The organism is Candidatus Accumulibacter propinquus (genome assembly GCF_056856495.1).
In genome coordinates this window covers 476,633-490,700 of the sequence record NZ_JBSEHC010000001.1, presented here as the reverse complement: position 1 = coordinate 490,700, position 14,068 = coordinate 476,633, and the positions used below count along the sequence as shown (strand labels likewise).

Here is a 14,068-nt window from a genome sequence, read left to right as displayed (position 1 = left end):
GACCGCTCCTCAGTGACTGGCGCCAAGATACGCGCTGATGACCTCCGGATTGGCGCGGACCTCGTCGGGGTCCCCGTCACCGATCTTCCTGCCGTAATCGAGAACCACCACGCGGTCGGAGATATCCATCACCACCGCCATGTCGTGCTCGATGAGTACGATCGTCGTACCGAACTGATCGTTGACGTCGAGGATGAATCGACACATGTCCTGCTTCTCCTCGACGTTCATCCCGGCCATCGGTTCGTCAAGCAGCAGGATGCTCGGCTCCATGGCCAGCGCGCGACCGAGGTCAACGCGCTTCTGCAAACCGTAGGGCAGGCGACCCACCGGCGTCTTGCGAATATGCTGAATCTCGAGGAAATCGATCACTTCCTCAACCTTCGCGCGATGCGCCAGTTCCTCGCGCCGCGCCGGCCCCCACCAGAACGCCTGCTGGATCAGATTGGTGCGAATCTTCAGATTGCGCCCGGTCATCAGGTTGTCGATGACGTTCATGCCCTTGAACAGGGCGATGTTCTGAAAGGTGCGCGAGATGCCGGCCTTGGCCGCCTTGTAGGGGTTCATGCGCGCGAAACGCTGGCCACGCAGAATGATTTCTCCCTCCTGCGGCCGATACACGCCGTTGATCACGTTGAGCATCGAACTCTTGCCGGCGCCGTTCGGGCCGATGATCGCGCGAATCTCGTGCTCGCGTACATCGAAGGAAATGTCGGTGAGCGCCTTGACGCCGCCGAAGGAGAGCGACACTTTCTTCAAGTCGAGAATGACCTCGCCGATCTGTCGACTCATCAGGCGGCCCTCCGAGCGATTGCAAAGGTCTTCGGATCGCCGATGACGAGGTCCGCGGCGACCTTGCCTTGCCGCCCGTCCTCGAACTTGACCGCAGTTTCGATGAACTGGCTACTCCGGCCGCCATACAGCGCGTCGATCAACGGCGCGTATTTCTCGGCGACGAAGGCACGGCGCACCTTGCGGGTGCGCGTCAGTTCGTCGTCATCGGGGTCGAGTTCCTTGTGCAGGATCAGGAAACGGTGAATCTGCGAATCGGCAAGAGCACCCTCGCCCACCAGCTCGCCATTCACCTGTTCGATACAGTCCTGGATCAGCCCATAGACCTCCGGCTTCGCCGCCAGGTCGGTATAACCCGAATAGGCAATGCCACGCCGCTCGGCCCAGTTGCCAACGGCGCCGATGTCAATGTTGATGAAGGCGCAGACCATCTCGCGGCGGTCACCGAAGACCACCGCTTCCTTGATGTACTGGAAGAACTTCAGCTTGTTCTCGATATAGTTCGGCGCGTACATCGCCCCATTGGCCAGTTTGCCGACATCCTTGGCGCGGTCGATAATCTTCAGATGGCCGTCATCGTCGAACAATCCGGCATCGCCGGTCATGAAGTAGCCGTCGGCGTCGATCGCTTCGGCGGTCGCATCAGGCCGCTTGTAATACTCCTTGAGCAGCATCGGCCCCTTGACGAGGATTTCGCCGTTGTCGGCGATCTTCACCTCGACGCCGGGCGCCGGCTTGCCGACGCTGTCGAACCTGATCTGCCCATCGGGCTGCAGACAAACGTAGGCGCAGGTTTCGGTCTGGCCGTAGAGTTGCTTCAGATTGATGCCGATCGAGCGATAGAAGCGGAACAGGTCGGGACCGATCGCCGCGCCGGCAGTGTAGGCGACGCGGATACGGCTCATCCCCAGCACGTTCTTCAACGGACCGAAAACGAAGATATTGCCCAAAGCATAGAGCAGGCGATCGCCGAGCGAGACCGGCTGACCATCGAGAATCTCGGCGCCGCTGCGCCGGGCAACCGCCATGAAGAAGTGGAACATCATCTGCTTGACGACACTGGCGTCCTCCATGCGGATCATCACCTGCGTCAGCAGGTTCTCGAAGACGCGTGGCGGCGCAAAGTAATACGTCGGGCCGATCTCGCGCAGATCGGTCATCACCGTCTCGGCCGACTCCGGGCAGTTGATCGTGAACCCGGTGACCATCGCCTGCGCAAATGAAAACAGGTGGTCACCGACCCAGGCCATCGGCAGATAGGACAGGATGTCTTCATCGGCGGTCAGGCCATCGAAATCGGCGCCGCCGCGCGCCGCGCTGATGAAAGCGTGGTGCGTCAGCCGCACACCCTTCGGCCTGCCGGTGGTTCCAGAAGTGTAGAGCATCACGCTGACATCATCGGCGGCGCCCGCCGCAACCTCGCTGGCCAACAGATCGGGATGGTTGCGGTTATGTATCCGCCCCATGGCCATCAACTCGCGGATGTCGTGGATGAACGGCAACGTGTAATGGCGCATGCCACGCGGGTCGTCGTAGAGCAGATGTTCGAGCTGCGGCAATTCGGCCTGGATCTCGAGCACCTTGTCGACCTGTTCCTGGTCTTCGACAAAGATGAAGCGGATTTCCGCGTCGAGCAGGACAAACAACATTTCGCTGGCCACGGCGTCCTGGTACAGGGGCAAGGGCACGCCCCCGAGGCACTGCGCGGCGGTCATCATCATGTACATGCGCGGCCGGTTCTCGCCGACGATGGCCAGGTTCTCGCCCCGTCTGAAGCCCATTTCGGCCAGTCCACAGGCAATCGCACGCACCTCCTCGGCGACATCGTGCCAGGTCCACGACTGCCAGATACCCAGGTCCTTCTCGCGCATCGCCGGTTTGTCGCCGCGGACCTGCGCGTGCTGCAGCAGCAGGCGAGGAAAGGTATCCCGCGCCTGGGAAGAAGCCATCTCCCGCATCTTGTCTCCTCCGGTGCATTCGCCGCCACAGCGTGACGGCCAGCCCTTGTTGTCTATTTTTCGCTTGCGATTCTAGTCGGTTTTTGCCAATCGCAATTGTGCAGCGCGGCAACTGCACGATATCGCATGTACGCTTGCTCGACACGGATGCCGGTCTGGCACGTTTCCTGGCCTCGCTGTTCATTCCGCTGCGCTACCGGGCAGCAGCCTTGATTGAACAAGCCGTTGGATCTGGGTTAGTATTCCGCGCGGCGAGGGGAAGGTCTTGTCAAAACCTGGTCGATACGCTGCAGAATCCGCAGCAATACCGCTTCAACAAAACAAAACCGGAGGATGAGAAAACATGAGTAGTGTTATGTACGAGCGAATGCGGGTGAATCCCAAATTCCAGAAACTGGTGCACGAGCGGGGACGCTTCGCCTGGACGTTGGCAACCATCGTGCTGGTCCTTTTCTACGGCTTCTTCATGCTGGTCGCTTTCAACCCGAGCCTGCTCGGACAGAAGATTGCCGAGGGATCGATGTGGCCGATCGGCTACACCATCGAACTTTGTCTGTTCGTCTTCTTCTGGCTGACGACGGTGGTTTACGTCCGTCGTGCCAATGGGGAATTCGATGATCTGACCGCGGAGTTGATCAAGGAAGCCCAGAAGGAGAAGCTATGATGCAACGACTGACATCGGCACTCACCCTGCTGCTCCTTTCCGGCCTGGCTTTTGCCGGCCCGGCGATGGATGCCTCGGGGGCCAAGCAGGCCACCAACTGGCACGCGATCATCATGTTCCTGATCTTCGTGGCGATGACCATGGGGATCACCTACTGGGCTGCCGGACGCACCAAGTCCACGGCCGATTTCTACACCGCCGGCGGCGGCATCACCGGTTTCCAGAACGGTCTGGCGATCGCCGGCGACTACATGTCGGCGGCCACCCTGCTCGGGCTGACGGCGATGACCTACACCTCGGGCTACGACGGCTATATCTACATGCTGGCCTTCTTCGCCGGCTGGCCGATCATCCTGTTCCTGATGGCCGAGCGGCTGCGCAACCTGGGGCGTTTCACCTTTGCCGACATCACCTCGTATCGGCTTGACCAGGGCAAGGTGCGGACGATGGCCGCAATCTCGTCGCTGGTGGTGGTCGTTTTCTACCTGATCGCGCAGATGGTCGGTGCCGGGCAGTTGATCAAGCTGCTCTTCGGCCTCGACTACAACATCGCGATCTTCGTCGTCGGCATCCTGATGATGGTCTATGTCACCCTTGGTGGCATGGTGGCAACGACCTGGGTGCAGATCATCAAGGCCTGCATGCTGCTCTTCGGTGGCACGCTGACGCTGATCCTGGCCTACTCGCAGTTCGGCTTTTCGCTGACGACGCTCCTCGAAAAAGCCGAAGCCGTGCATAAGCTGGGTCCCAAGCTGATGGCTCCGGGCAGCCTGCTGGCCGATCCAATCACGGCGATCTCGCTGGGCCTCGGCCTGATGTTCGGTACCGCCGGTCTGCCGCACATCCTGATGCGTTTCTTCACCGTCGGCAACGCCAAGGAAGCACGCAAATCGGTGCTCTACGCTTCCGGCTTCGTCGGCTTCTTCTTCAACGTGATCTTCCTGATGGGCCTGTGCGCGGTCCTCATCGTCGGTCAGAACCCCGAGTTCTTCGAAGGGGGTGTGGTCGGCGGCAAGATCATCGGCGGCGGCAACATGGTCGCCATGCACCTGGCCAAGGCCGTCGGCGGCAACATGCTGCTCGGCTTCCTGGCGGCGGTGGCCTTCGCCACCATTCTGGCCGTCGTTTCGGGTCTGGCCCTGGCCGGCGCCTCGGCGATCTCGCATGACATCTACGCACGTGTCATCCGCAAGGGCTCGGCAACGGAAAAGGAAGAGATCCGCGTTTCCCGCTTCGCCACCATCGGCCTCGGCATGCTGGCCATCGTTCTCGGCATCCTGTTCGAGAAGATGAACATCGCCTTCATGGTCGGTCTGGCCTTCGGCGTCGCTGCCGCGGCCAACTTCCCGGTGCTGATCCTGTCGATGTACTGGAAAGGCCTGACGACTCGCGGCGCGTTGTGGGGCGGTTACGGCGGCGTCATTTCCGCGGTGCTGTTCGTGCTGTTCTCGAAGTCGGTATGGGTCGACGTGCTGGGCAACAAGGCCGCCTTGTTCCCCTACACCCAACCCGCGCTGTTCGCCATGCCCATCGCGTTCATCTTCGCCTATATCTTCTCGAAGAGCGACACCGGTCCACGTTCGAAGCTGGAGAAGGAGGCTTTCGAAGACCAGTACGTGCGCGCCCAGACCGGTTTTGGCGCTTCCGGCGCCAGCCACTAGGCACTCGCTGCACCACACAAGACCCTGGCGGCGTACCCGCCAGGGTTTTTTTTTCGCGTGCGAAGTGGCGTATCGGCATCGCCGGCTAAAGTTGCCAGCCCTTCCTCCGTTGACAGGAGGATGAGAAGAGCGAACGACGGGAGTCCTTTCATGTATCCAACCCTCAGGCGACTGCTCCTTTGTCTGCTGACACTCGTGCCGGGAATGGCTAGCGCTGCCTGGCAGGTGATCTCGGCCGAACCCGGGAAGCGTGTCGAACTCGATCGTGCCTCTATCAAGAAGGACGAAACCGGCAAGAGCATCGCGCGCGGACGGATCATTCTCGAGAAGGCCATCATCGATCCCAAGACCTCGATGTCGTATCGCATCGTCGAGGCTGTCAACCGCTACGATTGCGGGTCGCGCAGCTACAGCACGCTGAAGCGCAGCTATTTCAAGGACGAAGGCGAGTTGCTGCGGGAAGAGGACGTCAAGGTACAGGTCGAAATGCCGGTGCGCACCGGCATGCTAGACGACAAGCTGCTGCGCGAAGTCTGCCGCCCGAAACCTGGCGGCGACGCCACACTGGCTGCCAGCCGCACCGCCGACAAGGTCAACGAGGCCGCCGGCGAGCTACGCAAAGCCAATGAGGCGCTGGTGCAGAAGGAAGTCAAACGGGCCAACCTGCAAACGCCGTCTCCGGAAAAGACCGAACCCGAAGCGAAACCCGCAGCGCATGCCAAGCCCGCGGCACACGCTCCGATCGCGGTGACCGCGGGCGCGGTACCCGCTCGCGTCGCCCGCTCACACTTCCCCACCGGCAACGCCGTTACCGGCGACACGCATGCACATATCCACTGGAGCTACGAGGGTGAGGGGGGGCCGGAGAACTGGGGCAAGCTGAAGCCCGAATATGCGACCTGCGCGAGCGGCAAACGGCAATCACCGATTGATATTCGCGACGGTTTTCGCGTCGATCTCGAAGCGATTCAGTTCAGCTACCGACCATCACCGTTTCGTGTCGTCGACAACGGTCACACCATCCAGGTGGAGGTCAGCGGCAGCCACATCAGCCTGCTCGGCAAGACCTACGAACTGGCCCAATTCCATTTTCACCGCCCTTCCGAGGAACGGGTGAATGGCAAGTCCTTCGACATGGTCGCCCACCTGGTCCACAAATCGGAGGATGGCAAGCTTGCGGTCGTCGCAGTGCTGCTCGAAAAGGGGATGGAGCATCCGCTGATCCAGAGCGTGTGGAACAACCTGCCGCTGGAGAAGAACGACTACGTGACACCGCCTGGGCTCACCATCGATGTCGCACAGTTGCTACCTGAAGACCGAAGCTACTACACCTATATGGGGTCTCTGACCACGCCGCCGTGCTCGGAAGGCGTGCTCTGGCTGGTGCTCAAGCAGGCACAACCGATCTCGCCCGAGCAACTGGCCATTTTTGCGCGCCTCTACCGACACAACGCGCGCCCGGTGCAGGCAAACTTCGCCCGCATGATCAAGGAGTCACGCTGAATCCCGCGACGCGCCCCGGTTGTTCTGGCGGTCGCCTGCCGTGAAGTGCTAAGCTGTTGCTTTGTCTTGCCGGAGACGTCAATGCAAATGCGACAACTGGGTTCTGGTGGCCCCTCGGTATCGGCTCTTGGCCTGGGCTGCATGGGCATGAGCGACTTTTATGCGGGTCGCGACGATGTGGAGTCGATCGCCACGATCCATCGCGCGCTCGACCTCGGCCTCAACTTCCTCGACACTTCCGACATCTATGGTCCGTTCACCAACGAGGAACTGGTCGGACGTGCGATCAGGGGCCGTCGCAACGAGGTCTTCCTGGCCACCAAGTTCGGTATTCTGCGCGATCCGCAGGACGCGTCGCTGCGCGGCTTCGACAGCCGACCGGCGTATGTACGCAGCGCGATCGAAGGCAGTCTGCGGCGCCTGGGCGTCGACACCATCGACCTGTACTACCAGCATCGGGTCGACCCGAAGGTGCCGATAGAGGACACGGTCGGTGCACTCGCCGATCTCGTGCGCGCCGGCAAGGTACGCTACCTCGGTCTCTCCGAAGCCTCGGTTGCGACGCTCGAACGCGCGCACAAAGTGCATCCGATCACCGCGCTGCAAAGCGAATACTCGCTGTGGACTCGCGACCCGGAAGCGGGCGTGCTCGCCGCGTGCCGCCGGCTCGGAGTCGGTTTCGTGCCCTACAGCCCACTCGGGCGCGGCTTCCTCACCGGCGCGATTGCCCACCCCGACGACTTCGCGGCCGACGATTACCGCCGTTACAGCCCACGCTTCCAGGGCGAGAACTTCGCCAAGAACCTGGCCCTGGTCGAACAGGTCAGGGCCTTGGCCACCGAGATCGGTTGCACACCCAGTCAACTCGCGCTCTCCTGGGTACTCGCACAGGGCGAACATATCGTCCCGATCCCCGGCACCAAGCGGCGAAAATATCTTGACGAGAACATCGGTTCTCTGGCGGTGCGGCTGACGCCGGAACAACTGGCGGCGCTGGATGCGATTTTTCCGCTCAACGCCGCGGCAGGGGAGCGCTACCCGGCAAACATGATGGGCGCGCTCAATCGCTGACGATCGGACAGCGCGCATTCGCCGGACAAGCCGCGCTCAGTTCGCCGCCATCTGGAAAAACCTGATGGCAACAGATGCACCTCGGAATGTTGATGACGCTCCGCAAACACCCGCGTGCTGCGGCCAGCAGATCCCGCGTTTATTTGGCTGGCAAAGGCGTAACGCTGCCACATCCGCGAAGTCCGGCTCCCGCAACTTCACAACATGGCTCGGAACCCTCCTGGTAGCGGTGTGCACGACGCTGGCGCACGGCCAGATCCCGATACCCACAGCGCAGAGCAGCGTGCCCAAGCCTGAAGCGGTCGCCACCACGGTGGACCAGCGTACCCAGATCGAAGCACAACTGAGCGAGGCGCGCCGTCGGCAGGAAACCGGGCATCTGGAAGAGGGGGGAACTCCGGGTGCCGAGGAATTGCCGGCGAGCGATCGCCAGCGGCTCTTTGACCGCCTGGTCATTGCCTATAGCGAACAACTCAAACTGCTGGACGAACTGGAGAGCGTGAAAACCGCGCAACCTGACAACCCGCACAAGCAGACCCTGATGGCGGAGTTCGCCGGCCCGCCGCCCTACTCCGCGCTACGGGTCGATGCCTTGCGCGACCTTGTGGATTCAGGAAAGGAACGCCTGAACAGTCTGGCGTCGACGGAACGCGCACTGGAGACGCTCAAAGTCGGACGGCTTGAGACGCAACAGCGCGCGGCGGAAGCGGTTCGCCTGGCAGAGGACAAACTCGCCCGGGCCGACGGTCAGAGCGCTATTGACAAGGAACGCCTGGGCCGGGAACTGGCCATTCTGCGTCGGCAACTCGCCGAAGCAGAACTGGCCAACATCGGCATGGGACTCGAAAGGGTCCGCCTGGAAAGGAAGGGGGTGCAGACACTCAACTCCGAACTGGAGCGTTTGCTGACCCGCGTGCGACCTGAACAACGCCTCGGCAAGGAGGAACTGGAACAGCAACAAGCGCTGCTGCGCAAGGAGTTGAACGTGGTCATCGCGGAGATCGATGCGCTCGTGATCGCTAACGGCCGGCGCTCCACGGAACGTCAACAACTGAACAAACTCGTGGCGGAGGCCGGCAGCAGCGCGTCGCAGGCGGACAGACTGGAGTTGCTTGACGCACGCCTGGAAACCGACCGCGTGCTACTGCTGACGCTGACCTGGTTGCAGACGACGCTGCAGGTGGCAAGCGACGCCTGGGCACAGCGTTACGTCGGCTTTCATTCCGAGGATGCCAACACCCGCCAGTCTGTGATCTCGGGTCTGAGCCAGAGCAGGGAAGAATTGGCCGGCCGCAAGCAGATTGTCGACGAACTGCAGCAGGCAGCGCGCGTTGCGGTCCACGAGCAGCAGTTGCGCCTGGGTGGAACGTCGCTTGACCCGGACGCCACGGACAAGGATTCGAGCCTGTACGAAGCGCTGCAACAGCGGGCGCGGGCGTACCAGCGCCTGCAACGGGCGAGTGCCCGGATGGAACGTCAACTCGATCGCTGGCTCGATGACTTCGGATTCACTGCCAGGACCACCAGCGCCGACGACTGGCAGCTTGGCGCCCTGCAGTTGGCGCAGACGTTGAAGTCGATCTGGAACTTCGAGATGTTTGCCGTCGAGGATTCGACAGTCATCGATGGCAAGACGGTGACCGTCACCTACGGGGTTACGGTCGGCAAGAGCATCGGTGCACTGCTGCTCTTCCTGTTCGGCTACTGGTTGTTCGCACTGCTTTCACGGCGCCTGCAGCGAGTGATGGTGAGCCGCTTCGGGGTCAACGAGCAAATGGCCAGCGTGATTCGTCGCTGGGCGATGATCTCCCTGGCGGTGGCGCTGATCATCTTCATTCTCAATCTGGCGCGCATTCCCCTGACGGTCTTCGCGTTCATGGGTGGGGCACTGGCCATCGGTATCGGTTTCGGCACCCAGACCATCATCAAGAACGTGATCAGCGGGATCATCATCCTCTTCGAACGCAAGATCCGCGTAGGCGACATCATCGCCCTGGGCGGCATGACCGGCCATGTCATTGCCGTCGACCTGCGCGCTTCGACGGTGCGTGGCTTCGACGGTGTCGAAGCGTTGGTGCCGAATTCCAGCTTTCTCGAAAACCAGGTCGTCAACTGGACCTATTCGAACCCGCGCATCCGCCGTGAGATCCGGTTGGGCATCGCCTACGGGTCACCGATCCGAGCGGCCGCCGAGATTATTGCGCGCTGTGCCGAGGATCACGCGCAGGTCCTGAAGGATCCGCCACCGGAAGTCTTCTTCGAAGACTTCGGCGACAATGCGCTGCTGTTGGTCCTCGTCTTCTGGGTCGAACTGGGACCGAATCTGGTTGCCCGCAGGGTGGATAGCGACCTCCGGCATGCGGTCGGGCAGCGTCTGGAAGCCGCAGGAATTCCGATTCCGTTCCCGCAGCGTGATGTGCATCTCGACATTTCACAACCGTTACCGGTACGGCTGACGCGAACCCCCGCCGACAACGCTTGAAACCCCTGCACGATTGCCGGCCGGCGTTACAGGCCCATCGCCGATGCGTACCGCAGCGCTGACGGTGATCGGCATTGCAGATCCTCAGTGGCGACTGGTCGTGTCCAGGGATGGAAACTTCGCAGCGTAATGCGCGATCCACTCCAGCGCCGCGGCCTCGCCGTCGAGCACTCGTCCTTCGCTGTGCAACACTTCCTTGCGGTAGTGTTCGATCTGGCAGATCTGCTCCACCATGCGGGCAGCGAAAACATCATCGGATTCCATGAACCGGATACCGACTTCGTAGTACGGGCCATGGCGACGGCACCATACCACCGAACCCGCCGCGTGAAAGGCCGGCTTGACCAGCGGGATGGTCAGCCGTACACCGGACCCGACCTCCAGGGGCCGCTCCGAGCGACAGGCCAACCCACCGAGGCTGATGTCCTTCAGACGACGCAACCTCGTCGGCAAAGGCACCTCGGCATCGATCTCGATCGGAATGTCTGCCGGATGCCGAAGAAAACCGCGTCCCACCTGTGCCGATCCCATCTGCCAGCCCTCCTCCAGTTCGACCTCCTGACCCCGGTCGGGGAAAGCGATCACCAACAGTTCCATCAGGCAAGTGTGCAAGCCGGTTTGAGCACCGACGGTCGAATTGTACGGCAGATGTCGATCGGCCGTGCAGCAGCGGCTCGGCCTAGGTACGCGCAGGGAAGCACTACTCAAGCACCGATCCGCAGGCCCGTTTTCTTGAGAATGCTGGTCGAAAAGAGGACATCGTACGAACGGCAATCGCACCCGATGACCGCCGCAATCTTCGCCACCTTGTCCCGCACTTCCGCCCGTGAACTACCATGCACCATGGCAAACAGGTTGTACGGCCACTCGGGAAGTCGGCGCGGCCGGTGATAACAGTGGGTGACGAAATCGAGCGCTCCGACACGAGCGCCAAGTTGATCAATACGCTCGTCCGGAACATCCCAAACACTCATGCCGTTGGCGGTATAACCAATCGCGTAGTGATTGGGCACGGCGCCTATGCGGCGAATGGCGCCACTCTCAAGCATGCGCGCCAACCGCGTCATCACCTCTGCCGGCGAAATGCCGACCTCCTCGGCCAACTGGTGATAGGGGCGCGGCACCAACGGCAGACCGCTCTGGGTCGATAACACCAGGCGGCGATCGATCGGGTCGAGGCCGCCCGTCATGGCCGCACCGGCAGTTTCATCTCGACGAAATACTCCTGCAGCTTCGGGAAGCTGAAGACCTGCAAACCACTGCTCTGTTGTATCTGCCCGATGGCCGCATCGATACCGGCCTCGCTCTCGGCAGCAAGAACGAACCACATGTTGAACTCGCTGTTCCGCTCACTCTCGCGGCGGTAGTTGTGGGCAACCGCGGGCAGTGAATTGACGACCGCGAGCACTCGCTGCCAGTCCGATTCAGGAACGCGCATCGCCGCCAGAACGAAGGCGCCACCCATACGTTCGACCTGAAAGAGCGGGCCAAAGCGAGTCAGCACGCTCCGGTCGAGCAGGCGTTGCAGGCGCCGGAGCAAGTCCGCCTCGGCAATCCCCAGCCCCCCGGCCACTTCAGCGTAGGGCCGTTCGCAGATCGGAAAACCGCCCTGCAGCGTGTCGATGATCGCGCGATCGATCGTGTCGAGTTCGATCGCCTCACGCATAATGCGCGCCGCGCTGCTTGAAACGGGTCAGCGAGAACAGGATGTCATGCGCGTAGCCAGTCAGACCGAGCCTGGCGCGCAGTTCGGCGATACTTGCCTCGACCTGCGCACGGTCCTGACCGTGAATCATGCAGAACAGATTGTAGGGCCACTCGGGAGGCACCCGCGGACGCTGGTAGCAGAGCGTCACTCCGGTGGCACAGGCCAGCCTCTCGCCGATCTCGCCGACATCGGCGTCGGGGATGTCGTGAACCAGCATCGCATTGGCCATATACCCGAGTTCGCGGTGCCTGACAATGACTCCGAAACGCTTGATGATGCCTTCGGCGCACCAGCGACGGATTCTTTCGAGAACCTCGCTCTCGTCGCAGCCGACACGACTGGCAAGAACCGCGAACGGACGAATGAACAGCGGCAAGCCTTCCTGCAAGGCACTGACCAGACGGCGCTCACCCTCATCCAGCGGCTTCGGCGGCACGAAGGGCTGCCAGCGTACACCACCGCTGGTGGCCGGCTTCTGCCCTTTGCCATCCAGTGGGAAACCGAGATCAATGTGGTACTCCTGCAGCAGGGGCAAGCGTAGCAGCGGCCAGCCAGCCGCCTGTTCTATGGCGCCGAGGGCGGCCTGCAGGCGGCCTTCCGAACCGGCCGTGACGACCAGCCACAGATTGTAGCGGTGCTCGCGCTCGTAATTGTGGTTTACCTCGGGGAAGCGATTCACCGCCTCGGCGGCAGCGGCCAGTTTCTCGGGCGGCACGGCCATCGCGGCCAGCATGCTGGCGCCGATGCGCTTCGGAGCAAAGACCGCGCCGACGCGTGCAATCTTTCCTTCGCGGCGCAGCCCTTCGAGCATCCGCAGGACCGCCGCTTCGGCAACACCCAGCCGCGATGCCAATTCCGCGAAAGGCGCCGAACAGAGCGGGAAGTCTCTCTGGAAATCATTGAGCAAGCGAAAATCGAGCGCCTCATTGAGCATCTTGGTCAGAATCCGGTGCGGTTGGCACGGCTGGTGAAGAATATGCCGCTCGGTGCCTGGGCGGCAAATTCTCCAATTTTTTCGAAAGTCGCCGTATCGTAGATCAGCACGCGGTTGTCGTCACGTGCGGAAATCCAGACGTGCTCGCCACGCGGGGTAAACTCCATGTGCAGGACGGCTTTCCCTGGTGCAAGGGTGCGCACCACCTTGCCGCTCAGCGTATCGATCACCTCAACCCAGCCATTGTCGGGAAACGCGAAGTTGACCCACACCTGCCGGCCATCGGGTTGCGCCATGACGAAAACCGGCTGACCCCTGACCTGGATGCGGCCGGCCTCCTGCCAGCTACCGACGGCCACCACCAGCACCTCGTGGCGCCCGATCGCCGGCAGATACGCCTTGCCCTGCGCCAACGACCAACCACGCAGATGCGGCATCTTGAAAACCGGCAACTTCTCCTGGCCGCGCCCGTAGCTCTGCAGGATGCGTCGGGTTACCGGCTGCGGCTGCCAGGTATCGAGCAGCGCGACGCCGTCCTCGCCGAACAGTCCGGCCAGATAATATCGCCCATCCGGCGTGACGAGTCCGTCATAGGGTTGCAGCCCGGCCGGGTAGCGCTGCGTCTGCGGGCGTCGCCGATCGGAAAAATCGCTCACCCAGATCTCGCCGGCATCGAACAGGGCATATGCAAAGCGGTTGCCAGAGAGATCGGCAAGCCCGACGACTTTGGAAAATCTCCCCGGCGCGTATTCGGCGGGCACTTCGGCGAGCAGTTCCAGCGTTTCGGCGTCAAAAGCCTTGATGCCTCCGGGTGTATAGTTCTGGGCGACGACGATGCTGCCATCCTGCGAGATGGCGCCACCGATGGCATTGCCCGACTGCAGCACCCGCTTGACGATCCGCTCGGCGAGCAGATCGACTTTCGTCAGTCCGCCATCGCGACCGAAGACGTAGGCGTAGCGGCCATCGCGCGAGTAGACCACCGAGGCATGCGACAGGTCACCAAGCCCTGCCACATGGGCATAAGGCGCACGTCGACTGGTATCGACAAGGCTGATCTGCCCGCTCGCACGCTCGATGACCAGCCCAAGGTCGCCGGTACCACGCCATTGCTGCGCGGCGCAGCCACAAAGTAGCACCATCGTCAACACGGTCAGCAGTCTGCCCATGGGTCTTCACTCCAAACAGCGCCAGCAAGGCGCATGACAAATCGAGACGATCCTGGCCAGGCAAGGGGACAGAAGGTCAACTTGGCGCGAGACCATGTTGAGAGCGATTCGCCCCGCGATCATCGA

Annotated in this window: 13 protein-coding genes; 6 read left to right on the top strand and 7 right to left on the bottom strand. The window is 62.0% G+C overall.

Annotated elements, in window-relative coordinates:
• Positions 1–9 precede the first annotated feature (9 nt).
• Together AC15MQ_RS02195 and AC15MQ_RS02190 are read right to left on the bottom strand one after the other, a co-directional pair.
• Positions 10–792 (bottom strand): ABC transporter ATP-binding protein, encoded by a 783-nt coding sequence (locus AC15MQ_RS02195; RefSeq protein ID WP_332336243.1) that lies wholly within the window; start codon positions 790–792, stop codon positions 10–12.
• Positions 792–2,750: an AMP-dependent synthetase/ligase gene (locus tag AC15MQ_RS02190; RefSeq protein ID WP_483079180.1), complete on the bottom strand. Its 1,959-nt coding sequence runs from the start codon at positions 2,748–2,750 to the stop codon at positions 792–794. Before AC15MQ_RS02190 ends, AC15MQ_RS02195 begins: the two co-directional genes overlap by 1 nt.
• Before the next feature lie 134 nt (positions 2,751–2,884).
• On the opposite strand from AC15MQ_RS02190, the gene AC15MQ_RS02185 reads away from it, so the two are divergent.
• The 6 genes from AC15MQ_RS02185 (at position 2,885) to AC15MQ_RS02160 (ending at position 10,131) form a co-directional block, all read left to right on the top strand.
• On the top strand, positions 2,885–3,097 hold the full coding sequence (locus AC15MQ_RS02185) for a hypothetical protein (protein ID WP_287654981.1): 213 nt from the start codon (positions 2,885–2,887) through the stop codon (positions 3,095–3,097).
• On the top strand, positions 3,094–3,414 hold the full coding sequence (locus AC15MQ_RS02180; protein WP_287654982.1) for a DUF485 domain-containing protein: 321 nt from the start codon (positions 3,094–3,096) through the stop codon (positions 3,412–3,414). The genes AC15MQ_RS02185 and AC15MQ_RS02180 overlap by 4 nt, the downstream gene beginning before the upstream one ends.
• Positions 3,411–5,075: a cation acetate symporter gene (locus AC15MQ_RS02175; RefSeq protein WP_287654983.1), complete on the top strand. Its 1,665-nt coding sequence runs from the start codon at positions 3,411–3,413 to the stop codon at positions 5,073–5,075. The genes AC15MQ_RS02180 and AC15MQ_RS02175 overlap by 4 nt, the downstream gene beginning before the upstream one ends.
• Positions 5,076–5,225: 150 nt before the next feature.
• Positions 5,226–6,578 (top strand): carbonic anhydrase, encoded by a 1,353-nt coding sequence (locus AC15MQ_RS02170; protein WP_483079179.1) that lies wholly within the window; start codon positions 5,226–5,228, stop codon positions 6,576–6,578.
• Between the two features lie 81 nt (positions 6,579–6,659).
• Complete coding sequence (locus AC15MQ_RS02165; protein WP_483079178.1) at positions 6,660–7,649, top strand: aldo/keto reductase; 990 nt, start codon at positions 6,660–6,662, stop codon at positions 7,647–7,649.
• 283 nt (positions 7,650–7,932) lie between these two features.
• Positions 7,933–10,131, top strand: a complete 2,199-nt coding sequence (locus AC15MQ_RS02160; protein WP_483079177.1) for a mechanosensitive ion channel family protein — start codon at positions 7,933–7,935, stop codon at positions 10,129–10,131.
• An 84-nt stretch (positions 10,132–10,215) separates the two neighbouring features.
• Here AC15MQ_RS02160 and AC15MQ_RS02155 read toward each other — a convergent pair whose 3' ends face one another.
• The 5 genes from AC15MQ_RS02155 to AC15MQ_RS02135 all read right to left on the bottom strand — a co-directional run bounded on the left by AC15MQ_RS02155 (position 10,216) and on the right by AC15MQ_RS02135 (position 13,942).
• Positions 10,216–10,728: a PilZ domain-containing protein gene (locus tag AC15MQ_RS02155; protein ID WP_483079176.1), complete on the bottom strand. Its 513-nt coding sequence runs from the start codon at positions 10,726–10,728 to the stop codon at positions 10,216–10,218.
• A 107-nt stretch (positions 10,729–10,835) separates the two neighbouring features.
• Entirely contained in the window at positions 10,836–11,321 is a 486-nt protein-coding gene (gene ahbB / locus AC15MQ_RS02150; protein ID WP_483079175.1) for a siroheme decarboxylase subunit beta, read from the bottom strand.
• The gene (locus AC15MQ_RS02145) at positions 11,318–11,797 is read right to left on the bottom strand and encodes an Lrp/AsnC family transcriptional regulator (protein WP_483079174.1); all 480 of its coding nucleotides are present in this window, start codon (positions 11,795–11,797) and stop codon (positions 11,318–11,320) included. The genes ahbB (AC15MQ_RS02150) and AC15MQ_RS02145 overlap by 4 nt, the downstream gene beginning before the upstream one ends.
• Complete coding sequence (ahbB, locus tag AC15MQ_RS02140; RefSeq protein ID WP_287654995.1) at positions 11,790–12,773, bottom strand: siroheme decarboxylase subunit beta; 984 nt, start codon at positions 12,771–12,773, stop codon at positions 11,790–11,792. Before ahbB (AC15MQ_RS02140) ends, AC15MQ_RS02145 begins: the two co-directional genes overlap by 8 nt.
• A 5-nt stretch (positions 12,774–12,778) precedes the next feature.
• Positions 12,779–13,942 carry a cytochrome D1 domain-containing protein gene (locus AC15MQ_RS02135; RefSeq protein WP_483079173.1) on the bottom strand — a complete coding sequence of 388 codons (1,164 nt, stop codon included), beginning with the start codon at positions 13,940–13,942 and terminating at the stop codon, positions 12,779–12,781.
• Positions 13,943–14,068 lie beyond the last annotated feature (126 nt).